The following is a 23985-nucleotide window of genomic DNA, read 5'->3' as shown; positions in this document are numbered from 1 at the left end:
GAATATGGATAAAAGCGCATTAAAAACATTTGCAATAGAGGCAAGAAGGGAATTATTAGATAAAGTGTTGTTAAAAGCACAATATTATAATTTAACAAAAAACTCTATTAAAGATCCAAATGAAATAAATAGAAAAATTATTGGAAATATTCCATTAAAAATTGAAGAAATAAATGCAAGAAATAAAATAATTAATAAAATGAGATTAGAAGGATATGATAATGTTATAGAAGAAATTGCATATATTTGGTTTAATAGATTTATTGCTATTAAATTTATGGAATCAAATAACTATTTTCCAGATTTTTTACCATCTGGAATGAAAATAATTTCAGTTGATGAAAGTGATGAAATACAAGTATTAAAAAATCCTTTTGAAATAATTGATTTTATTGATTTTGACAGAAATATTGTAAAAGAATTATATAAAACACAAAATAATAATGATCTATTTAAAAAGATAATAATAAAATTAAATAATAAATTGCATAAATATATGCCATTTATGTTTGAAGAAATAAATGATTACACAGAATTGCTCTTTCCAGATAATTTATTTATGAAAGATTCTTTTATTGTAAAAATGACAAAAGATATACCTGAAGAAGATTGGAATAATGTAGAAATAATAGGATGGTTATATCAATTTTATATTTCTGAAAAAAAAGATGAAACTATGTCAAAGAAAAAAGCATATGAAAAAAGTGAAATACCATTTGTAACTCAATTATTCACCCCAGAATGGATAGTAAGATATATGACGGAAAATTCATTAGGGAAATTATGGGTTGAAGTTAAACCAGATACTATATTAAAAGAAAAATGGGAGTACTTTTTAGAAGATCCAAACCAAGAAGATGAAGTTAAGGAAAAATTAGAAAAAATAAGATATAAAAATATAAAACCTGAAGATATTAAAGTAATTGATCCATGCTGTGGTTCGGGGCATATTTTAGTATATGCCTTTGATGTTTTATATGATATATATAAAGAAACAGGTGAATTAGAAACAGAAATACCAAAATTAATATTAAAAAATAATCTATTTGGATTAGATATTGATAAAAGAGCTGCTCAATTAGCTTATTTTTCATTATTAATGAAAGCAAGAGGAAAAAACAGAAGATTTTTTAGAAATGCATTTGATATAAATGTATATGAAGTAATAGAAACCAATGAATTAGATGAAGAATCTGTTGATTTATTAACAAAAGATATGAATGAAGAGGAAAAGAGAATTACAGAAGATTTACTAAATAAATTTAAAAATGCTAAATTATATGGATCATTAATTGAAGTAGAAAATATAGATTTTTCATTTATTTTAAAACATCTTGAAAAGTTAGATCAAGATAATTTATTATACTTTGAAAAGATATCAAAACTAAAAGAAATAATTCCAAATATAATTAAAATTGCCAAAGTTTTAAAAGAAAAATATGATGTGGTTATTACAAATCCACCTTATATGGGTAATAAATATATTCCCACTGAATTAAGGAACTATCTTGAAAAACATTATCCAGATTCTAAGTCAGATCTTTTTGCTGTTTTTATTGAGAGGAATTTTAAGTTTTTAAAAGAGAATGGATTTAATTCTATGATTACAATGCAGTCCTGGATGTTTCTTTCATCATTTGAAAATTTAAGAAAGAAAATAATTGAAAATAAGACAATTTTATCGTTAATTCATTTAGGAGTAAAAGCTTTTGAAGAAATTGATGGGGAGGTTGTTCAAACTCAAACATTTATTATAAGAAATATTTATATTCCTAATTTTTATAGTAAATACATTAGATTGGTGGAATTTAAGTATAGCTTATTAAAAGAAAAGGAGTTTTTTAATTTTAAAAACTTATTTACTATAAACTCCGAAAAATTCAAAAAAATACCAGGTTATCCAATAGCATATTGGGTTAGTGATAAAATAATAAAAATCTTTGAAAAAAGTATTCCTCTTGGAAAAATAGCTGAACCAAAAATAGGACTATCTACAGGTGAAAATAAAAAATTCTTGAGATTTTGGTTTGAAGTATATTTTAATAATATCGGTTTTGGATTTGCTTCGAGAGAAGAAGCAAAAAATTCTGGTTTAAAATGGTTTCCACATAATAAAGGAGGAGAATTTAGAAAATGGTATGGAAATCAAGAATATGTAATTAATTGGAAAAATGACGGAGAAGAAATTAGAAATTTTAAAGATGAATATGGGAAATTAAAATCAAGACCACAAAATACACAATTTTATTTTAAAGAAGGATTAACATGGTCAAAAGTGAGTTCTTCAAAATTTTCAGCTTACTTTCACCCTAAAGGTATGATATTTGATTCCGCAGTATATTACATATTAAAAGATTCTAATTCTTATTATCTACTTGCTTTTTTATTAAGTAAATTAAATACTATTTTATTAAAAGAATTTTCTCAAACTTTAAATTATACAAAAAATGATATTATAAAATTACCGCTAATTTTTCCTGAAAATAACAATTTTAAAGAAAAGATAGATAGTTTAATACAAGAAAATATTGAAATATCCAAAGAAGATTGGAATGATTTTGAAACATCATGGGAATTTAAAAAACATCCACTTTTAAAGTTTAAAGATAATTTTGGAAAAATAGAAAATGCTTTTGAAAATTGGGAAAAATATGCAGAAGAAAGATTTAATAAGCTCAAAAAGAATGAAGAAGAATTAAATAAGATGTTCTTAGAAATATATGATCTTTCTGATGAAATAACACCAGAAGTAGATGAAAAAGAAATAACAATAAATAAAGCTGATAGAATAAGAGATATTAAATCTTTTATTTCGTATGGTATAGGTTGTATTTTAGGGCGATATTCACCAGATAAAGAAGATTTAGTATTTGCTGGTGGTAAGTTTGATTTAAATAATTATCCTAATTATAAACCAGATGAAGATGGCATTTTACCAATATTAGATGATGATTATAACTTTGAAGATGATATAGTGTCAAAATTTGTATCATTTGTGGAATACACATTTGGAAAAGAAAATTTAGAAGAAAACCTTGAATATATAGCTAAAACTTTAAATGAAAATTCTACAGATTCAAGAGAAACATTAAGAAAATATTTTATAAAGGATTTCTATAAAGATCATACAAGAATGTATAAAAAAAGACCTATATATTGGATGTTCAGTTCTGGTAAAAATGGAGCATTTAAAGCATTAATATATATGCATAGATATGATGAAGATATGATTTCAAGATTAAGGACAGAATATTTATTTAGAGTTCAAAGAATATATGAAGAAAGACTAAAAACATTATCAATTTATTTAGAGAATCCTGAAAATTTAACAAAATCTGATAAAAAGAAATATGAAAAGGAATACAAAAAATTAAGAAACTATATTGAAGAAATTAGGGATTATGATGAAAAGGTACAACATTATGCAGATCAAAGAATAAAAATAGATTTAGATGATGGAGTAGAAGAGAATTATAAAATATTTGCTGATATATTAGAAAAAATTTAATAAAGGAGTTTTAAGAATGAATATCAAAGAAAAACTTCAAAATCTATTTTCTAAGAAAGAATATTATGAAGATAGAAAAATTGTTTTTTGGATAGATGATAATAAAGATTTTAAAGAAGAATTTGAAAATATTGAATTAGAAGGTGTTAATAAAATAATTCTTCATAAAAATAATTTTTTTACGATTAAATATTTATTAGAAATTGAAAAGCCTAACGAAAATTTTTTAATATATGTCGATGCGGATTTAGATTTAGAATCTAAAGAAAATTGGTTAATAGATATTTACTTATATTCTGAAAAATTTTTTGCAGATAAAATATCAATTATTATGGATGAACTAAATATTTCCTTTAACTTGAGAAATTTTGTTTTTGAAAATAAAACCTTTTTTAATAATAAAAATAGAGTTGAGAAACTCAAAAAAATAAAATCAGAATTTTCTTCTCAAGAAGAATTATATATTGCAATGTTATGTGTTTTATCAGGATTAGATTATATGGATTTTGAAGAATCATTAAAAAGAATATTTATAGAAGAGTTAAATGAAGAAAATAAAATATTTGAAAATATTAAAAAGTTTTCAAATGAAAAAGATTTTTGGGAGATCATAAAAAATCATTTTGGATATGATGGCAGAAAAGATTTAAAACAATTATTATATGCATTTTTTATAACTGATTTAAGTAAACAACTATCTGAAGATTACTTAATAAATTTTAATAATCACATCTTTTCTAAAAAAGCTAACAATATAATAGTATTTATAAATCATTGGCGTAATTCTATTAATAAAAATGAATATAAAGAATTATCAGAAAAAATAAGTAAAGAATTGGGGTTAAAAGAGTTATTAGAGAAAAAAGAGTATTCTTTTGAAGAAATTATTGAATCAGAAACTTTTGCCTTTTTTGATGAATTTATAATTAAAAAAATAATAGATTTTATAAAATCTGGTATTCTTGATTTTGATAAATATATAAATATTATTGAAAAAAGAAGAACAAAATTTTGGTATGATAATTTTAAAGAAGAATATGAAGGATTATATTATTATTTAAAAATGTATGAATTTATGAATAAAACTACTTTTGCATTTGATAATTTAAAAGAAGGTGTTGAAAACTATAAAAAATCATATTATCTAATGGATTTATATTATAGAAAATTCTACTTAAATTATAATAGAAAATTAGATTCAATTTTAAGAGATATTACAAAAGATGTAGAAAGATTTAATAATGAATACAATAGTAAGTTAAATGAAATTTGGGATGAAAAATTAAGTGATTTAAATGGAAAGTGGGAAATTGAAGATGTAAAACATCAACAGTATCTATTTTCAAAATATATTCCTATAGATAAAAAAACAGTTATTATATTTTCTGATGCATTAAGATATGAAATAGGTATAGAGTTGAGTAGAAAACTCAATAGTAGTTTATCAGGAAAAGCTAATATAGAACCTATGTTAAGTGTATTACCATCTATAACATCTTTGGGAATGGCTGTTTTAATGCCAAATGTTAATAAAAATGGTATTAGAAACAATATAAAAATAAAAGAAAATTCCAGTGATAGAAATAGTTTTTATGTTATGGTAAATAATAAATATGTGTCTTCTTTTGAAGATAGGAGAAAATTATTAGAAGAAAAAGAAGATATAGTAGTATTTAAATATAAGGATTTTCTTAAACTTTCAAAAGATGAAAAAAGGGAAAGAGTTAAAGGGAAAAAATATATTTTAATATATCATAATACTGTTGATGAAGTTGGAGATAATGCAAAAAGTGAAGATGAAGTATTTGAAGCTTGTGAAAGAGCAATAAATGAATTATATGATTTGGTAAAAAATATAAAAAATAATCTTAATATTTCAAATATTATTATTACTGCTGACCATGGTTTTATATATCAAGTTTCTGATCTTGAAAAACTTGACACTTTAGAAAAACTAAACATTAATTCTGTTGTTACAAATAGACGATTTATACTATCGAAAGATGATGTAAAAGAAAAATATGTTCATAAATTTTCTCTTTCATATATTGATAATCCTGGATATTTTGTGTATATACCTAAAGGTAATTTAAGATTCAAGATTCAAGGTGGAGGAAGTAAATATGTACATGGTGGAGCAACACCACAAGAAATAATTATACCCTTAATTTCATATACTAGAAGTAGATATAGCGAAAAACCACATAATGTGAAAATAGAATTATTAAATAGTGAAAGAAAAATCACTAACAATGAATGGAAATTAAGATTTTTCCAAAATGAACCAGTTTCAGATAAAGTTTTACCATCTACATATAAGATTTATTTTGAAGATAAAAATCATAATGTCATTTCAGAAAAAATTGAAATAATAGCAGATATTAAAAATTCTGATAATAGTAAAAGAATAATAGAAAGAAATATACGTATAAGGAGTAATACTGCTTCAAAAACTATTGCATATTTAATAGTTGAAAATATTGAAACTCAATCACAAGAAATGAGAAGAGAATTTGAGATAGATATTGCATTTCCAGATGAATTTTAATGGGGGGATTAAATGGGCGTAAGTGAAATAAATCTTGATGAAAAATTAAATAAATATTTTTCTGGTAGAGTTGTAAGAAAAGATTTGCCAAAATTAATAAAACAAGGTGCTAATGTTCCAATTTATGTTTTGGAATATTTATTAGGCATGTATTGTGCTACTGATGATGAAGAGACAATTAATAGAGGAATTGAAAAAGTAAAAAAAATACTTGCGGAAAATTTTGTAAGACCAGATGAAGCAGAAAAAGTAAAATCAAAAATAAAAGAATTAGGAACTTACAAAATAATAGATAAAGTTACTGTTAAATTAAATGAAAAAAAGGACTTTTATGAAGCTCAATTTTCTAATCTTGGAATTAAAAATGTTTTAATTCCTGTGGAATACATAAAAAAATACGACAAACTTTTGGCTGGAGGAATATGGGCAATTTTAGATATGGAATATTCTTTTGATGAAAGAGTAAAAGATATTAGTCCTTTTATTATTTCATCCTTAAAGCCCATACAAATGCCTCATCTTGAAATTAATGAAATATTTGAAGAAAGAAAATATTTTTCTAAAGAAGAATGGATAGATATTTTACTACGTTCTGTTGGTTTAGAACCAGACAATTTTGAATATAATGTAAAGTGGCATTTATTAACGAGGTTGATTCCATTTGTAGAAAATAATTATAATGTTTGTGAATTAGGTCCAAGAGGAACTGGAAAATCTTATGTATATAAAGAAATATCTCCTAATAGTATTTTAATTTCTGGCGGTCAAACAACAGTTGCTAATTTGTTTTATAATATGTCAACAAGAAAAATAGGCCTTGTAGGAATGTGGGATGTTGTTGCTTTTGATGAAGTAGCAGGCATTAGATTTAAAGATAAAGATGGTATTCAAATAATGAAAGATTATATGGCATCAGGGTCTTTCGCAAGAGGAAAGGAAGAAAAGCAAGCTTCTGCTTCTATGGTATTTGTTGGCAATATCAATCAGAGTATCGAAACGGTTTTAAAAACTTCTCATCTATTTTCACCATTTCCTCCTGAAATGGCTAATGATTCTGCATTTTTTGATAGAATGCATTATTATATTCCAGGTTGGGAAATACCTAAAATGAGACCAGAATTTTTTACAGATAGATATGGATTTATAGTTGATTATTTAGCAGAATTTTTTAGAGAAATGCGAAAAAGAACTTTTTCTGATGCTATTGACTATTATTATTATTTAGGACATGATTTAAATCAAAGGGATGTTATTGCAGTTAGAAAAACTGTTTCTGGGTTGGTGAAATTAATTTATCCTAATGGAGAATTTTCAAAAGATGATATTAAAGAAATACTAGAATACGCTTTAGTTGGTAGAAGAAGAGTAAAAGAACAGTTGAAAAAAATAGGTGGAATGGAATTTTACGATGTACATTTTTCGTATAGAGATAAAGAAACTAGTGAAGAATATTTTGTATCCGTACCCGAAATGGGCGGAGGAAAATTAATACCAGAAGGAAAAGAAAAACCAGGTAATATTTATCTTGTTGCTAGGAGTATTACTGGAATGTTAGGTGTGTATAGACTTGAAAATAAGGTAAATACTGGAACAGGGAAATTTATTAAATCAGGTTTTGGGAGTTCTAGAGAGGCTAAAGAAGCTTTAGATATTGCTTTTAATTATTTTATATCTAATTCAAAAAGGGTATCAACATCAATCAATACAAAAAATTATGATTTTCTTATGCAAGTTATAGATTTACAAGGAATTAATGTAACAGGAGGTTTATCTTTAGCAGAATTAATAGGATTATTTTCTGCTGTTCTAGAAAAGTCTGTTCTTGAAAGTTTAGTAATTACTGGAACTATGACTGTAGGAGGAACAATAAATAAGATAGATAATCTTGCTGATATTATTCAAGTCGCTGTTGATGCGGGAGCTAAAAAAATCCTTATTCCAGCATCGTCAGCTACAGATTTAGCTACAGTTCCACCAGAACTTTTAAGTAAAATGCAAATAATTTTTTACGCGGATCCTATAGATGCAGTTTTTAAAGCTTTAGGAGTTAATTAAACAACACCTTGTGGTGTTGTTTAATTTTTATAGTTTTAGTTATATGATATAATTCTGTTATGGAGATGAGATGATGAAACGATTTTGTACTTCGGGACCTATGGATAAAAATACTTGTTATTATATAGAAAGACCAGAATTAATGAAAGAAGCATTAAATCATATAGAAAATTGGAGATACTTTACAGTATCAGCACCAAGAAAAACAGGAAAAACAACATTTTTAAATGATATAGTGGAAAAAACAAAAGATAAATATTTACCTATATTTATATCTTTTGAAAGTTATTTTAGTAAAGATCAAAATCAATTTATTAAAACTAATTTTGAAAGTCCTTCTAAGTTTAATTAAATAATTAAATTATAACATTTAAGAAAGGGGATAGGTTTATGGGTAAAAAGAAAATGCCAGGTTGGTTAAAGGTTGTTATTATTGTTGTCGTTGCTATTATTTTATATTTCCCGGGAGTTATACTGTTTGGAACACTTACAGATTATAAACCTAAGGATGTAGAGAAAATAAACGTTGAGAGTTATGCTAATGAAATTGCACCAGATGAACTAGTGCTTTTTGATTGGAATATTGGTTATGCAGGATTAGGAAAAGATGAAGACTTTTTCATGGATGGAGGAACGGAATCAGTACCTGATAAAGAACATGTTAGAAAATATCTCGAAGGAATAGCAAAAACTTTAGAAGATAATCCTGCAGATATATATTTAATTCAAGAAATAGATATTAATAGTCATAGAAGTCATAACATTAATGAGTTAGAATATTTAAAGAATAATGTTTTTAAGAATAATTATAATATTGCATTTGCTACTAATTATAATGTGCTATTTGTTCCAGTGCCATTTTCAAAACCTATGGGTAAGGTATTATCAGGATTAACAACTGTTTCTAAATATAAAATTGAAGAAGCAAAAAGATTAAAATTACCAGGAGAATATAGTTGGCCAACTAAAGTTTTTCAATTAGACAGATGCGTAATATTTGCTAGAATACCGACAATCAAAGGGAAAGATCTTGTTATTTTAAATATACATCCAAGCGCGTATGATTCAGGTGGAACTTTAAGAAGGCAGCAATTAAATTTTATTTTAAATACAGCAAAAGAAGAATATGAAAAAGGAAATTATGTTATTATAGGTGGAGATTGGAACAGTGAATTTACCAAAACAAATTTCAATTATACAGAAAAAAAGCCAGAAAGTTATGTTGAATTACCAAAAGATTTAAAAATTGATGGTTGGAAATGGGCTTTTGATAGCTCCAATCCAACCAATAGATCAGTAGCTTTTGCCTATGAAAAAGGGGAAAACTTTGTTACTGTTATTGATGGATTTTATGTTTCACCCAATATTGATATAGAATATGTAAAAACATTAAATTATGAATTTGAAAACTCTGATCATAATCCCGTTAAATTAAAGATTAAATTGAAGTAATTTATTATATTTCTTTAAAAAACAGCCTGGAATTAATATCCAGGCTGTTTTTAAATAATTATTCAATTATATTTCCATTTTTATCAAATCTAAATTTATCCTTACCAATCTTTATTCCAAAAGTATCAATAACCACATCCTTATATATTTTGTCTTTAAACTCAAATTCTCCAGTGAATACGCCATTACAAAAATGACCTCTAAATATTCCACCGTTTAATTCTATAACTAAATTATTATCTACTATTTTGAATGATTTTATTGGATTAGAATTTTCTGATTTTATAATACTCTTATTAAATGCTTTATCTGTCGCTTCAAACCATTGCCAATCTATTGTAAAAATATAATTATCATTATTATCCTTTACTAATGAAACATGATAACCATTTCCTGTTGTTCTTCCATTCCAAAATTCCTTTATTGTTCCTTCATACTCTGCAGTATCTTTACCTTTTTCATCCATCTCTATAATTTCTTTATAACTAAAATTATCAGACCTAATATTTTCAGGGTCTTTCCACCATTCCATAAAAGTTTTTTTGTAATGTGTTAAATCATTATTAGAGCCTGTTGAATCTATAGTAACATCATCTAAAGCAGAATACCATGTAGATCCAATATTCCCAGTTGTAGTAAATGCTTTTGTACTCTGAAAATGACCATTTCGTTCAAATCTCACAACTGTTTTTGTTTTAGTATCCCAAAGCATATCACTTTTAGTCTTAATATATGTAACTCCAGAATTGATATACATGTCTGTAGATGATTCTGTATAGAATTCTTCTGCGACTATATCTCTGAAAAAGTTTTGAATTTCTGATTTTGTATGTGAATACCATCCTATACCTGTTGTAGTTGCAGGTTGTGGAATTGTATCAGGGTATAAATATAAATCTAAATTATTCAAAACTTCTGGAACGTCAAACATAGCATATCCGACATCAGAGTTCCAGTCATCTTTTTGCTCAATAATTTCTCTATTGGCTATACTTCCATCTGAAAGGTAAGTTTTATAATCCAACAGATTTTCTAATTTAAATTCCCATGAATCATGAGTTATTTTATATTTTTCGTAATCATAGTCTACAGAGAGATCGAGATATGGTTCCATATACAAATCTATAATATAACCAGTTGAATCGTCCGTTAATGTTGTGGGTGTCATATAAAATGCAGCTCTAATGTTAGAACCTTCACCATAAAAATTATCGATATATCCAGAATTTGGTACTCTAATTTCATTTTTGCCATCACCGCCATATTCTTTATATACTTCATCTGGGGTTTTACCATCTAAATCAGGAATATTTTCTGTATTAACTGTTTTATTTTGAGGGATCTTATCTATTTTTTTACCACGTGCTAATCCCATAATAGTTTCTGTTGTTGATAAATATTCTCTTAAAGGAGCAAGTGTTGTAGCAACTTCTTTGGTATTACTTTTTAATTCTTCTTTATTAAAAATACATCCACTCAAAAACAGGGTTAAAATCAATAATCCTAAAATAATTTTTTTCATAACATCACCTCTTTGAAATTATTACAAATATAAATATATTTTAATTATACATTTTTTGTATTAAAAACATATTAATATCATTCTTTTATAATTAAAACATCCTCTATATTTTTTCTTTTATATTTTGGTTTTGGATCTATGGAATATCCAATCGGTGAAATCACTTCAAGTTTATATTCTTTTGATAAGTTAATATAATTAGAAATTTTATTAAAATTTGAAGGGGTATATGTAACCGTAGCCAATCCTTTTTCTTCCAACGCTAATAATAAATAACCTATTGAAATCCACACTGATTCTTTTGAAAAAGGTGATTTTATATTAGAATATACAAATAATAAATATGGTGCTTCAGATAAAAAAGGCTTTTCCCATGAAAATCCCATTTTATCCAACCATTCTCTTAATTTTCCTTTTGAATTATCATAAAAAACTTTTTCGCCTTTTTCACATATTTTTCTTATTTCTTTTTTTCGATTATCATCTTTAATCAAAACATATAACCATGGTTGATCATTTTTACCTGATGGAGCTTCTTTTGCTACTTCTATAGCATATATTATATCTTCAAAATTTGGTATTTTGCTATCAAATTTTCTTACTGTTTTTCTTTTTTTAGCCAATTCTAATAAATTCATAATTTCACCTCAATATCATATTTTATATTATAATCGTTCTCATATACTGCTTTTTTAGCTAATTCATCTGCCATATCATTGAACTCATCTCCAGAATGTGATTTTATTTTATTAAACTTCACTTGAAAAAATTTAGAATAATAATCATACTGTTTTTTATAGTATTTTGTTAATTCCGTATTAGTCTTCCATAAGCCTAATGCCCATTTTTCAATTCCCTGATAATCATAATTTATTTCAACACATTTCAAATTTTCTTTTTTTGCATATTCTAATGCAAGTAAAACTGCGAATATTTCACCAGACACATTTCTATGTTTTAAAAACTTCTCATTCATATAACCTTTCCAATATTTTTCCAAATTATTTTCTTTAACAACAACAAAGCCAGCTCCAAATTTTTTCAATTTTTGATCATAACTACCATCTACATATATTTTTATACAATCTTCACTATTTTCTTTATATGTACTTTCTTTTTCTAAGGTTTTCACATTAAAAATTTCAAGGAATTTACGAGCTTTTTCATCATTTGTTGTTTCTATTATTTTTAATTTAGTTGGTTCATAATTTTTATTGTAATACATTTGCACTTTCAAATAGTCTTTGTCTTTTTTTACATAATATACTTCCTGATATTGATGATGTTCTATACCTATTATTTCAAATTGTTTTTCTAAGATTTTTTCTCTAAATGCATGATATAACTTCCTCAATTCAGTATTTGAGAAGTTTAAATTATATGAAATTTTTATTTTTTCTTTTACTGTAAAATCTTTTTCAATTTTTAATTTTTTTTGTGAAAAAACTTTAAAAGGTAAATCCTTAATATATATCCTCTCCTTAGCTCTGGTTATTGAAGTATACAACCATTGAAAATATTCTTTCGTTTTTGGTGAATTATAATAATACGGATCTATAAAAACATTTTTCCATTCGCCACCCTGGGCTTTATGTGTAGTTACCGCATAACCATATTTAACATGCAAAGCGTTAAAATATGGATGAGAATCTATTTGTTGAATTACAAATTCTATAGGTAATCCAGTCTTTTTATGCATATTGTTTATGCAAAAACTATACAATGCTTTTTTCAAATTAATATCTATATCTGCAGTTTTTGAAAACAATGAATTAGCTAATACTTTAAATATAATGGTTTCACCAGAAAATACATTTTTTAATTTTAAATCATAAAATTCTAAAATCATATGTTCTTTCTTTCCTATAAAAGCATCTTTTTTTTCGTGGTTTAATATATCAACTACTTTGAAAAATTCTCCGTTAAAAATGTTTATTTCATTAAAATATACATTTTTTGTATTTAATAATATATCTCCTATTTCAATATTATTCTTATATCCCAAATTTTTTCTAATTTCCTGATTATATTTTAATGCTTTTTCATTTGTTGAAGCTATAATAATATCTTTCCCCGGTTCAGAATAATTATATTTTTCAATTAATTTATCAGTTTTTATAAAATTATCATTATATTCAAACTTCAAACTTATAAACATTCTTTTATCTATATGATTTTTTATTGTATTCGCATTTTTTAATATATAACTCTCTTCTTTTTGTCTAACGATTTCATTGAGTATTATTTTCTCACCTTTTAAATTAAAATTTTTTTCAAGATATTCTCTATTTAAAGCAGGAGAAAAATTAGAATTAACTGGCGGAAGTTGATATTCATCTCCTAAAAATATAATTTTATTGTTATTACCAGATTTTATATAGTCAATTAAATCTGAAAGTAGTTTACCACTACCAAAAATAAGATTTTCATCTGATTGTGGTACATCTGATATCATTGAGCTTTCATCGACTATAAAAATGGTATTATCCCATGATGAATCTTTTAATTTAAAATATATTTTTATTTCATCTTTATCAAGGTTTATTTCTTTATCAAAAAAACTATAAATCTCACTATGAATTGTTCTTGTTTTTAATTTGGATTTTTCATGAAGGATTTTTGCAGCTCTTCCTGTAGGAGCTAATATTACAAAATTTATATGTTTTCTGTATAAATATCTTGCATATTGAGAAATTAAAAATGTTTTTCCTGTACCAGCACTACCCTGAACTATTAAAAAGTTTAATGAATTAAATAGAAAATTCTCTAATTCATTAGATAAATATTCTTGGTCCTTTGTTAAATTATAACTATATAAAAAATCCACAAACAATTTCATCACCTATTTTTGTTTTTTTTAATTATATCTTTTAATTATATCATATATATAAATTTCTTTTTTAATAATTTATATAATCATGATATAATTTTATAAAAGGATCTTTGGGATATAATTAAAAATTAGAAAGTCAAATTCATTAGCTAAATAAAGAGGTGAAACATGAAAATATTACACACATCAGATTGGCATTTAGGAAGACGTCCTGTGGGTGGGATAGGTGAATATTCAAAGACCAGATACGAAGATTATTTTAATGCTGCTGAATATATAATAGATAAAGCAATTGAAAATGATGTTGATGTATTTATTATTGCTGGTGATTTATTTGATAGGAGTTCATTATTACCAGATATATTATTTAGAACAGAAAAGTTATTGGAAAAACTAAAAAATAATAAAATAGATGTGTTATTAATAGAAGGTAATCATGATAAGATATATACTCATGATGATTCATGGATAAAATATTTAGAAAATCGTAATTTAGTTATCATTCCAAAAATGGAAAAAATTAATGATGAATATATTTTTGAACCTTATGTAAAAAATGATATCTATTTTTATGGAGTGCCATATCAAGGTGTAATTATTGATGAAGTATTGGTGGAATTATCCAAAAAGATAGATGAAAATAATAAAAATATCATTATTGTACATACTGGAATTGGAGGAAATTTCATTCCAGGTTGTACAAAAAGCGAAATAATAGATCTCTTTAAAGATAAAGTTATGTATATTGCTGGTGGTCATCTTCATACTTTTAAACATTATCCAAAAGAGAATCCATACTTTTTTGTTCCAGGGTGCCCAGAATATTGGGATTTAAACGAAAAAGATGAAAAAGGCTATATTATTTTTGATACAGAAACTAATACATATAAATTCTTTGAATCAAAGAAAAGAAAAGTTTCAAATTATTCATTTGATTCAAATATTATTGGTGAAAAAATAAATGATTTAAAAGTAGAAAAAGGAGAAATTATAAAATTAAATATATTTGTTAATTCAGATAACAATATAGAATTAGAAAATATAGAAAAAATTCTATTGGAAAAAGGGGCTTTAAAAGTAATTAGCAATATGAATTTTAATACTCAAAAAAACAATATGGATGATATTAGAAATCTTAATAAGAAAGATATTGAAGAAAATGTAATAAAAACTTGGAGAAATATATATTCATATAACAGTGATAAAACTGTAGAGTTTTTAGAAATATTAAAAAATAAAGTATATGAAAACTCTCAAGATATATTTGATTCCTTCGATCATTTTTTAGATGTAATTATAGAAGGTGATAACAATGAAGATTAATAAAATAAAATTAAAAAATTATAGAAACCATAAGGATACAACTATTGAATTTGAATCTGGAATAAATCTATTATTAGGGAAAAATGGAGCTGGAAAAAGTTCAATTTTCGAAGCATTGGGTATAGCTCTTTTTGATGTTGAACCCAGAGATAATAATTTAAAAAATGCGGTTACTAAGGAAGAAAAAACTGCTACTATAACTGTTGAATTTACAGGAAATGATTTTGTTGATTATGTAGTAGAAAGAAAAATAGGTAGTCAAAGCAGACACATTTTAAAAGAATTAAATGGGGCAGTTATTTCTGAAAGAAAAACTAATGTTTTAGAAAAAATAGGTGAATTAGCTGGTATAAATGGAAAAAATACTAAGGATATTTTTAAAAATGTTATTAGTGCATATCAAAATGACTTGGTAAATATATTTAATTTGACACCATCATTAAGAAATGATTTATTTAATAAGATTTTTGATACAGAAATATATAAAAAGATATATGATTCTCTTTTAATTGTTGAAAATGAGTATAATAAAAGAATATTAGCTGATAATGAAAAAATAAATTTATTATCTGAACAATTAAAAAATTATATTAATCTCGAAGAAAGTATAGATAATTTTAAAAATGAAATTTCCTATATAGAAAAAGAAAAATTATCTCTTGAAAGTAAAAAAGAAAAGATAGAAAAAGAAAGAAAAATTATACAAAAAAATATCGAAGATTTAAAAACAATAAAAAGTGAATTAAAAACAGAAAATGAAAAGTTAGAAATATTGACTAAAAATAAAGAGAAGCTGGAAAAAGAAATATTAGAATCCCAGAGTGCTAAAGAAATATTAATGAAATCAGAAAAAGGATATAATAAGTATATAAAAATAGAACTTGAATTAAATGAATTGTATCTAAATGAAAGAAATTTGAGATTAAAAGAAAAACAACTAAAAAAAATTCAGGAGGATATTTCTTCTAATATTAATAAACAAAAAGTTTTGGAGGTTGAAATAAAAAATATATCAGAAAAAATTGAAGAATTAGGGAAAACACTAAATGAATTAAAAGAGGAAAATTCGCAACTAAATGATACATTAAATAAAAAAAATATTGAGTTGAATAAAGTGCTATCAAAAGAAAAAGAGATAATTAATGAAATAAATAAATTTGAAAAAGATTATGAAATATATAGAGATATAAAAAGAAATTTAATGGATATAGAAAATCAACTTATAGAAGAAAAAGATTTAAAGAAAATTATAGAAGATGACCATATAGATTTGAAAAATGTTCAAAAATCTTTAGAGGAAATAAATGAAAAAATATATGAAAAGAAGGATTTAGAATCTAAATTAAGTGAGTTAAAGATAAATTTAGAAAATTTAAAAAAATCAAAAGAACAGCTTAAAGATGGTATGTGTCCTATTTTAAATGAGAAATGTATGAATTTAGAAGAAAAAGGGGGAAGCACCAATTACTTTGATTTGAATATTTTGAAAATACAAAAAGATATAGATAAAAGAAATAATAAAATTATTTCTTTAGGAGATTTGGATAAATTAAAAATGAAATTAGAAAAAGAAATAAATGAAAAGAAAGTAAAAATTGAAACTGCTAAAAATAAATTGGCAGAAATTGAAAAGAAAAAAGTTATGAAAGAAGAGTTATTGTTAAGAAAAAATGCTATTGAAAAAATATATAATAATCTTTCAGAAAAGAAAGATGAACTCGATATTGATAAAAATAAAATAATCTCATTAAAAAGTACTATTGAAAATGAAATAAGAAATATAAAAAATCAAATAGAAAAGAACAAAGAAAATATAAATAATATAGAAAAAACCATTAATGAAAATACAAAATTAAAAGAATTAAATTTATCTAAAAAAGAAAAAATAAATAAAGAATTGGAAAAATTGCATTTAAAAGAAAAAGAGTTTTCTAATGTATTATCAGAAATTGAAAGTATTGAGAAAATAATTAGCGAAAAAGAAAAAATAAAAAATTCTCTAAAAAAAGAATATGAAAAATATATAAAAAATAAAGAGATAGCTGGAAAATTAGAAAAACTACAGTTGGAATTGGAAAAAACAGAAAAAGAGATTTTAACCATTCAAAATAATATAGTATATCTAAAGGAAAAATTAAAAAATTATGAGGACATTGAAACTTTATCAATAAAACTAAAGAATATAGAAGATGAGATAAATAATGTTTATAATGAAATAAATAGAAACTCTTCCGAACTTAGCGAATTAAAAAATGAATTAAAAAATCTTAAAATCCAATTAAATGAAAAAACAGAAAAAGAAAAGCAAAAGAATGAACTTGAATTAAACTTAAAAACGCTTGAGAAAAAATTGAAACTCGTTAAGGATTTTAGAGAAAATATAAAATCAATGGGAACACATGTTAGTTCAAAATTTACAGAAATTATTTCAACAATTGCAACGGAAAATTATAGAAAAATGACAGGGAAAAATGAAATTATTAAATGGGAATCTAAAAATAATTATCGAGTGATTTTAAGAGATTCAATAAAAGGAGAAAGAGAATTTTCTATATTATCTGGTGGAGAGCAGGTTAGTGTAGCAATTTCATTAAGAACTGCATTAGCAAGATTCTTGTCAAAAGCAAATTTCTATATTTTAGATGAACCAACAGTAAATCTTGATGATGAAAGAAAAAATATGCTTGCAGAAAACCTTAAAAATATGTTAGATGAAATAGGACAGGCATTTATTGTTACTCATGATGGGACATTCTCTGAAATGGCGGAAAATGTTATAGAATTATAAATATGATATAATAATTTGTATGATAAATAAGAGATTAGATATATTGAACAATGGGGAACCGGGATTAGAAGAATTATTGATCTATGTAGATTAAATGGATTAAAGGAACCAGATTTTTATGATGATGGAAGATATTTTAAAATAGTAGAAAATAAAAGTATGTTTAATAATTCCACTTATTATAATAATGCCGGAAAAATTAGAAATGGATAAAAAAATCTATGACTATTTAATTGAAAATGAAAAAATAACTAGAAAAGAAGTTGAAGACCTTTTAAATATTAAGGAAAGAAGAGCGAGAGATATTTTGAAGATGTATGTTGAAAAAGGTTATTTGAAAAAAATTGGAAAAGGTAAAAATACTTCTTATATACTTAACGGTAACATATGATTTTTATGGCCTATTTTTATAAAATAACCTAACCCGAAAAAGGGGTTAGGTTATTTATATATTATTTTAATGGAATTTCAAAAGTATCTATTATTTCATTGACTTTTTCAAGGTCTCTGTCATTATTCTTATTTTTAATTTTAGCAACTGCTTTTACTGTGAAAATAATTCTATTATTTTTCATTTCTGCTAATACATAATGTAATGTTCCATAATTTATTTTTACAGTTGTAGGTTCTAATTTTTCTCTATGTTCAATTTCCAATGGTGCCCCACCGCCACCTGTTATAACGTAAATTATTCCATTTTTTTCATGTCTTTCATATGAATGAACGTGGCCATTAAAAACTGCTTTTACACCATATTTTTCAAAGAGCGGTCTCCACAATTCTTCTAAATGACTTTCCATTCCATAATTATAATCTTTACAATTATTCCAAAATGGATGATGGTAAAATACTAAAACTGTTTTATCTGAAGAGTTTTCTAAAATATTTTCTAGCCATTTTAACTGAGATTTTTCCAATTGTTGAGTACCTACAGCATTTGAATCTAGGAAGATAAATCTTATTTTTCCATAATCAAAGTAATACCATCTTTTATTATAATCACCGCTTCCTTTTGGTAAATAAAAAGCCTGATAATAATACGAGTTATTTCTTTCGTGATTTCCTAATAATGGATAATAAATAGAGTTTTTAGCTAAATTAGATATTTCATTAAAGAATGAATTCCAATCATCTAACCAATCTCCTTTTTCTACTAAATCTCCACTATTAATTACAAATTCTGGATTATCTTTTGCCATAGTATCAGCAACATATTTATGCCATTCATGATATGTTCTGGTATCTCCGTAAATAGCGAATTTTAGTTTTTCTTCACTCAAACTTTTGGTTTTAAAATGTCCAGAAATCATTGCATCTGTATTTAAATAATAGTCATTAATATATAATTTATAATTATACTCTTTTCCTGGAATTAAACCTATTATTGGAATATGCTGAAGTGATAAAGGGATATTGACAAAAATAGATTTAATTTTTTTATTTCCATCATATATATCTATTTTAGCAGTTGCTGGAATTTCAGTTTTCCAATTAAAAATAACTGAAGATGTAGTATGATCTGTTAAATATAATGGCCAAATAAAGTTATTTATAGTGGTTGTTGGAGTGATATTAATTAAATTTTCTTTATTTGAAGTTAAAGGAATTTTTTCTTCCTTAAATCCTTCTAATTCTAAAGCAGCATAATATCCGTCTTTGACATTTACAAATGAAAAATTCCCATTTTTATCTGTATAATTTAAAGAAATTGGTGTGTTATTATCATCATACAAAATAATAGGAATATTTTCTTGATGATTTAATTTAGTCAATATTTTCCCCGAAATTATATTATCTGAGTTATATATTTGTTTTCTAACCTCTTCTATATCCTTTGAAATGTAAAAATATCGAGAAAAAATTATTTCATCATTTGCATTTATTTTGAACGGTCTATATATTAAAGCGCTAAAATTATTGGTAAACATTGATCTGAAAATTTTTAAGTTATTTTTAGGAATAAAAGAATATGAAATAAAATCTTCTTGTAATAATAATTTTTTCCCATTTTCATTTGTTTTAATTATTTTTGGGAATAATTCATTAAATGATACAATATCCTTTAAAAGTATTTTTGAATTTTTTGATGAATTATTTTTAATAATGTTTAAGACTTCAATATAATCTTCATTGTCTTTAAGTTTATAAACAGTAGATATAGAAAATGGGTATATGTCATCATTAATTATTTTAAATTCAATTGATTCATTGTTTTTCCTAATTTCTATTTTCTTTGGGATAAGTAATTTATTTTGGCTATAAATTTTATAATTATCTAACAAATTTCTTTTAAAATCATTAGTATAAGCTTCAATTATTTTTCCTGCATATTCATCATTTCTATTTTCAGAACCTATTATAATAGATATTTTATCATTTTTTAACAGATAATCATCCTTTTTTGCTTTAGAAAAATATGGTAATTCAGATAAAGAATTAGTTGTTATTTTTTTTAACATTAATTGAGGAAAGATACTAATAGTTAATAACAAAACTAAAAATACCATAAATAATTTCTTCATAAAATACACCTCCATTATTTTTTTGAAATATTATCTGCTGCAGCTTTAGCAGATGAAAATGCCCATTGAATATTATATCCTCCTGTATCTCCATCTACGTCTAAAACTTCTCCGATAAAATATAAATTTTCAACTAATTTTGATTCCATCGTTTTTGAATTTATTTCTTTAGTACAAACACCTCCAGCAGTAACCATAGCAACATTGAAATCTCCAACTTTATCTATAATAAATTCCTGATTGTACAAATAATTAATTATTTTATTTCGTTCTTCTTTGCTTACACTATTGCATTTTTTGTTTCTATCAAGATTTAAGCGTTTGAACATAACAGCTATAAATCTTCTAGTTAAATTATATTTTTTTAAAACATCAAATAATAATGCGTTTTTATTATTTTTTAATAAATTATTGAAATTTTTTCTAAATATTTCTTCGTTTTCAAAGGTAACAAAAGAAATTTTAATAGTATCCTCATTTTCAAAAAATCTCGATGTATTTAGTATAATAGGCCCAGAAAAGCCCTTATGTGTGAAAAGAAGAGTTCCTTTATATATCAATTTTCCTTTTCTTAAAATAACGTCCATAGAAATTCCAGATAGATCTGAAAAAGGATAATTTTTAATAATAACAGGAGATAATGCCGGTTTTGGTTTAATAATTGTATGATTAAAATTTTTAGCATATATATAACCATCACCATTTGAGCCTAACATGGGATATGACTTTCCACCGGTGGCGATAACTAAAAAGTCAGAAGTATATATACCAATATTAGTTTTTATAACAAATTTCTCATTTTTTTCGATATTTATTATACTTATATTATACTTTATTTCAACATTGTTTTTATTATTAATCTTATTTATAAGCCAATTTAAAACAGTTTTTGATTTCATGCTTTTAGGAAAAACTTTTCCCTCTTCAGTAATTATATATTCGAAATTTACTTCATTTAATAAGTCATAATTTGAATAATTATATAAAACTCTTTTCACAAAATTTTTTTTATTTCCATAATGAGTAATCAATTCTTTTATTTCATCATTATTAGTAAAATTACACTTTCCACCACCTGAAACTAATAATTTTTTTCCAGGTTTTTCTTTTTTTTCTAAGATTAAAACGTTTTTGTATTCAATTTTGGAAGCACAAAATAATCCAGCAGGACCTGCACCTATAATTATGACATCATAATGCATTTAGTTTTTCCTCCTACAGATAAAAAAAGACAGTACAAGACTGTCTCGAAATTCAGTTTAGTAAATTATCTATTATTGATTTATAAAAATTTATGATATTATTATATTTGGAAGCGAAAATATCTACTAAGATTTTTTTATTTTTTAAATTACTATACGTAGTATTCTTATAATTATAGTTTGCGACTAACACTTTATCACTGGTAATAGTTACTTTATCATTATATATTTTATAATCTATACCGTATCTTTCATAAAAATGTGTAAATAAATTATTTATATCAATTATGCTGACCTTTTTATTTTTGATAGCTTTAGAAAATCCATCCGATAATTCTATAATTTTCTGAGTAAAATTTAATAAATTATCTCTATATTCAGAAGCATTTTGTGGATCGATATTTTCTAATTTTTTCTCTATTTTATAGGCTATAACAACTGAATATAAAGGATCTGACCAAATAAAGGGGTTTTCATTATATGGATAAAATAACACACCTTCTGACAAAATAACATTATCAACATTATTATTAATAATCATTTCATTGTTTAAAACGATAAATAAATCCACATTTTTAAAATCTTTTGATTCAACTTTTAAATTTAAGAAAGTATCATAATTATCATAAATGTTAATAATATTTGAGTTCGGAGCTAACTCTTTAGTTATTAATTTTAATGGATTAATAGACGTAACGATGTTTAAAGAAAATACAGATGATAATAATCCTAACATAATTACAATAAATATTTTTTTCATAATTGGACCTCCATTTTTATATCTGGATTCAATTATAACATATTTTATATAAAAAACAAAAATATATTAAAAGGGGTGGTATAAGTGAAAATAACAGGTATAGTTGATAATTTTAAAGTACATCCGTTGTTAAAACGCGATTGGGGATTATCCATTTTAGTGGAAGATGCAGATAAAAAATTTTTATTTGATACTGGTGCTGATTATAGAATTTTAGAACATAATATAAAGCATTTAGGATTAGAACGAAAATTAGAAAATATTGATGCTCTTTTTTTAAGTCATTATCATGATGATCATACAGGAGGATTAGATTTCGTTCTGGGAAATTTTAATGTCAAAAAGTCTTATATACCTTCACAATTTCCAAAAGAATTAATAATTAAATTAGAAAGAAAAACTGAAGTTATTATATGTGAAAAACCTACTGAAATTGAAAAAAACATATATTCTACGGGAACATTTAAAGAAAATATTCCAGAACATTCAATGGTTTTGAAAACAGAGAAAGGATTAGTTGTAATAGCTGGATGTGCGCATCCTAAAATTGAAAACATTCTTAATTTTTCTAAAGAGTATTTTAAAGATAAATTGCATGCTGTAATAGGTGGATTCCATTTTTATAAATTATATGAAGAAAAATTATTTGTTAGATTAGATAGAATTAAAAAAACAGGGGTTGAATTTTTATTACCATCTCATTGTACAGGAATTGAAGCTATTAACGTTATGAATGTTGAATTTAAAGGAAGAATTATAAAATTTGGTGCGGGTACAACTTTAGAAATTTAAGCGAGACTTTTGTCTCGCTTTTTTATATTTTATAAATTAGTAATTATAAAAATCGTAAATAAAATTTATAAATTTCTCAAAGTTAAACTTGACATATTATAAAAAATAGTTTATAATTCTACATATGGGGGGTGATGAAATGGTTGGAGTGATATTATTAATTTTATATGGATTAATACTTATTTTTTTTGGAGCTAAAATTTTTTGGGCATTTTTCTTTATAAGTTTAGGGCTTTACATTTTTTATACTTATTATAAAACTTTTAAGAGAACAAAGGCTCAAAAAAAGATTTTAGAAAAATCAATTATAAACATTATTAAAGAAAATGATCCAGAGGAAGCAGCTAAAATAATCAGTAGAAAAATAGAATATCCTATAGGAACAAAATTTGTTATTAGGGTTAATTCAGAAGATGAAAAAGTTAATTTGGTTTTTCCATTAGGAGTATTAATAGCAACAAAACCATTATTACATGCAATGAAACCAATGATGAAAAAATATATGAAGTATAATTCAGAAGAAGAAAGTGGAGGAATTAATTTTGATTTTGATCCAATATTTGATGTAATAATAGAATCTATTGATTATTTTGCAGATTTTTATGGTGATTTTATTGATGTAGAAACTGATGGAGGAAAAACAAAAGTAAAAATATATGTAGCATAAGAGGAGATGAATC

At 24.2% G+C, this 23985-nt stretch carries 17 protein-coding genes; 11 read left to right on the top strand and 6 right to left on the bottom strand.

Annotated elements, in window-relative coordinates:
- The first annotated feature begins 4 nt into the window (after positions 1-4).
- From pglX to ACZ5CK_RS05405, 5 genes are all read left to right on the top strand, one after another.
- Positions 5-3508: a BREX-1 system adenine-specific DNA-methyltransferase PglX gene (gene pglX, locus ACZ5CK_RS05425; RefSeq protein ID WP_464582891.1), complete on the top strand. Its 3504-nt coding sequence runs from the start codon at positions 5-7 to the stop codon at positions 3506-3508.
- Between the two features lie 16 nt (positions 3509-3524).
- Positions 3525-6056: a BREX-1 system phosphatase PglZ type A gene (gene pglZ, locus ACZ5CK_RS05420; RefSeq protein ID WP_464582890.1), complete on the top strand. Its 2532-nt coding sequence runs from the start codon at positions 3525-3527 to the stop codon at positions 6054-6056.
- 12 nt (positions 6057-6068) lie between these two features.
- Positions 6069-8111, top strand: coding sequence for a protease Lon-related BREX system protein BrxL (brxL, locus tag ACZ5CK_RS05415; RefSeq protein WP_464582889.1), 2043 nt, complete (start codon positions 6069-6071; stop codon positions 8109-8111).
- A 73-nt stretch (positions 8112-8184) separates the two neighbouring features.
- Complete coding sequence (locus tag ACZ5CK_RS05410) at positions 8185-8463, top strand: AAA-like domain-containing protein (protein ID WP_464582888.1); 279 nt, start codon at positions 8185-8187, stop codon at positions 8461-8463.
- A 38-nt stretch (positions 8464-8501) separates the two neighbouring features.
- Positions 8502-9563 (top strand): endonuclease/exonuclease/phosphatase family protein, encoded by a 1062-nt coding sequence (locus ACZ5CK_RS05405; RefSeq protein ID WP_464582887.1) that lies wholly within the window; start codon positions 8502-8504, stop codon positions 9561-9563.
- Positions 9564-9621: 58 nt separating this feature from the next.
- On the opposite strand, the gene ACZ5CK_RS05400 is transcribed toward ACZ5CK_RS05405, so the two are convergent.
- The 3 genes from ACZ5CK_RS05400 to ACZ5CK_RS05390 all read right to left on the bottom strand — a co-directional run bounded on the left by ACZ5CK_RS05400 (position 9622) and on the right by ACZ5CK_RS05390 (position 13924).
- Positions 9622-11085, bottom strand: a complete 1464-nt coding sequence (locus tag ACZ5CK_RS05400) for a hypothetical protein (RefSeq protein ID WP_464582886.1) — start codon at positions 11083-11085, stop codon at positions 9622-9624.
- Positions 11086-11162: 77 nt separating this feature from the next.
- Entirely contained in the window at positions 11163-11723 is a 561-nt protein-coding gene (locus tag ACZ5CK_RS05395; RefSeq protein ID WP_464582885.1) for a nitroreductase family protein, read from the bottom strand.
- Positions 11720-13924, bottom strand: a complete 2205-nt coding sequence (locus tag ACZ5CK_RS05390) for an AAA family ATPase (RefSeq protein WP_464582884.1) — start codon at positions 13922-13924, stop codon at positions 11720-11722. The genes ACZ5CK_RS05395 and ACZ5CK_RS05390 overlap by 4 nt, the downstream gene beginning before the upstream one ends.
- A gap of 162 nt (positions 13925-14086) precedes the next feature.
- Between ACZ5CK_RS05390 and ACZ5CK_RS05385 the strand changes: the two genes are divergently transcribed.
- The 4 genes from ACZ5CK_RS05385 to ACZ5CK_RS05370 are packed head-to-tail and all read left to right on the top strand — an operon-like array spanning position 14087 to position 18420.
- Entirely contained in the window at positions 14087-15241 is a 1155-nt protein-coding gene (locus tag ACZ5CK_RS05385) for a metallophosphoesterase family protein (RefSeq protein ID WP_464582883.1), read from the top strand.
- Positions 15231-18029: an AAA family ATPase gene (locus ACZ5CK_RS05380; protein WP_464582882.1), complete on the top strand. Its 2799-nt coding sequence runs from the start codon at positions 15231-15233 to the stop codon at positions 18027-18029. The genes ACZ5CK_RS05385 and ACZ5CK_RS05380 overlap by 11 nt, the downstream gene beginning before the upstream one ends.
- A 33-nt stretch (positions 18030-18062) precedes the next feature.
- Positions 18063-18242, top strand: coding sequence for an ATP-binding protein (locus ACZ5CK_RS05375; RefSeq protein ID WP_464582958.1), 180 nt, complete (start codon positions 18063-18065; stop codon positions 18240-18242).
- Positions 18235-18420, top strand: coding sequence for a winged helix-turn-helix transcriptional regulator (locus ACZ5CK_RS05370; RefSeq protein ID WP_464582881.1), 186 nt, complete (start codon positions 18235-18237; stop codon positions 18418-18420). Before ACZ5CK_RS05375 ends, ACZ5CK_RS05370 begins: the two co-directional genes overlap by 8 nt.
- Positions 18421-18481: 61 nt before the next feature.
- Here ACZ5CK_RS05370 and ACZ5CK_RS05365 read toward each other — a convergent pair whose 3' ends face one another.
- The 3 genes from ACZ5CK_RS05365 to ACZ5CK_RS05355 are packed head-to-tail and all read right to left on the bottom strand — an operon-like array spanning position 18482 to position 22513.
- Positions 18482-20551, bottom strand: a complete 2070-nt coding sequence (locus tag ACZ5CK_RS05365; RefSeq protein ID WP_464582880.1) for a metallophosphoesterase family protein — start codon at positions 20549-20551, stop codon at positions 18482-18484.
- A 14-nt stretch (positions 20552-20565) separates the two neighbouring features.
- The gene (locus ACZ5CK_RS05360) at positions 20566-21753 is read right to left on the bottom strand and encodes a BaiN/RdsA family NAD(P)/FAD-dependent oxidoreductase (protein ID WP_464582879.1); all 1188 of its coding nucleotides are present in this window, start codon (positions 21751-21753) and stop codon (positions 20566-20568) included.
- A 52-nt stretch (positions 21754-21805) separates the two neighbouring features.
- Positions 21806-22513: a metal ABC transporter solute-binding protein, Zn/Mn family gene (locus ACZ5CK_RS05355; RefSeq protein ID WP_464582878.1), complete on the bottom strand. Its 708-nt coding sequence runs from the start codon at positions 22511-22513 to the stop codon at positions 21806-21808.
- An 84-nt stretch (positions 22514-22597) separates the two neighbouring features.
- Between ACZ5CK_RS05355 and ACZ5CK_RS05350 the strand changes: the two genes are divergently transcribed.
- Together ACZ5CK_RS05350 and ACZ5CK_RS05345 are read left to right on the top strand one after the other, a co-directional pair.
- Complete coding sequence (locus ACZ5CK_RS05350; protein ID WP_464582877.1) at positions 22598-23305, top strand: MBL fold metallo-hydrolase; 708 nt, start codon at positions 22598-22600, stop codon at positions 23303-23305.
- Positions 23306-23444: 139 nt separating this feature from the next.
- On the top strand, positions 23445-23972 hold the full coding sequence (locus tag ACZ5CK_RS05345; RefSeq protein WP_464582876.1) for a hypothetical protein: 528 nt from the start codon (positions 23445-23447) through the stop codon (positions 23970-23972).
- The last annotated feature ends 13 nt before the right edge of the window (positions 23973-23985 follow it).

Source organism: Marinitoga okinawensis, from assembly GCF_055387075.1.
The sequence above is the reverse complement of the archived record's forward strand: the minus strand, read 5'-3'. Positions and strand labels throughout refer to the sequence as shown.

Bases quoted from the DNA above. Each gene is read 5' to 3' on its own strand.
- ACZ5CK_RS05355 (WP_464582878.1), bottom strand. From the start codon at position 22,513: ATGAAAAAAATATTTATTGTAATTATGTTAGGATTATTATCATCTGTA.
- ACZ5CK_RS05405 (WP_464582887.1), top strand. From the start codon at position 8,502: ATGGGTAAAAAGAAAATGCCAGGTTGGTTAAAGGTTGTTATTATTGTT.
- ACZ5CK_RS05380 (WP_464582882.1), top strand. From the start codon at position 15,231: ATGAAGATTAATAAAATAAAATTAAAAAATTATAGAAACCATAAGGAT.
- ACZ5CK_RS05385 (WP_464582883.1), top strand. From the start codon at position 14,087: ATGAAAATATTACACACATCAGATTGGCATTTAGGAAGACGTCCTGTG.
- ACZ5CK_RS05365 (WP_464582880.1), bottom strand. From the start codon at position 20,551: ATGAAGAAATTATTTATGGTATTTTTAGTTTTGTTATTAACTATTAGT.
- ACZ5CK_RS05395 (WP_464582885.1), bottom strand. From the start codon at position 11,723: ATGAATTTATTAGAATTGGCTAAAAAAAGAAAAACAGTAAGAAAATTT.
- ACZ5CK_RS05360 (WP_464582879.1), bottom strand. From the start codon at position 21,753: ATGCATTATGATGTCATAATTATAGGTGCAGGTCCTGCTGGATTATTT.
- ACZ5CK_RS05345 (WP_464582876.1), top strand. From the start codon at position 23,445: ATGGTTGGAGTGATATTATTAATTTTATATGGATTAATACTTATTTTT.
- ACZ5CK_RS05410 (WP_464582888.1), top strand. From the start codon at position 8,185: ATGAAACGATTTTGTACTTCGGGACCTATGGATAAAAATACTTGTTAT.
- ACZ5CK_RS05400 (WP_464582886.1), bottom strand. From the start codon at position 11,085: ATGAAAAAAATTATTTTAGGATTATTGATTTTAACCCTGTTTTTGAGT.
- ACZ5CK_RS05390 (WP_464582884.1), bottom strand. From the start codon at position 13,924: ATGAAATTGTTTGTGGATTTTTTATATAGTTATAATTTAACAAAGGAC.
- brxL (WP_464582889.1), top strand. From the start codon at position 6,069: ATGGGCGTAAGTGAAATAAATCTTGATGAAAAATTAAATAAATATTTT.
- ACZ5CK_RS05370 (WP_464582881.1), top strand. From the start codon at position 18,235: ATGGATAAAAAAATCTATGACTATTTAATTGAAAATGAAAAAATAACT.
- pglZ (WP_464582890.1), top strand. From the start codon at position 3,525: ATGAATATCAAAGAAAAACTTCAAAATCTATTTTCTAAGAAAGAATAT.
- pglX (WP_464582891.1), top strand. From the start codon at position 5: ATGGATAAAAGCGCATTAAAAACATTTGCAATAGAGGCAAGAAGGGAA.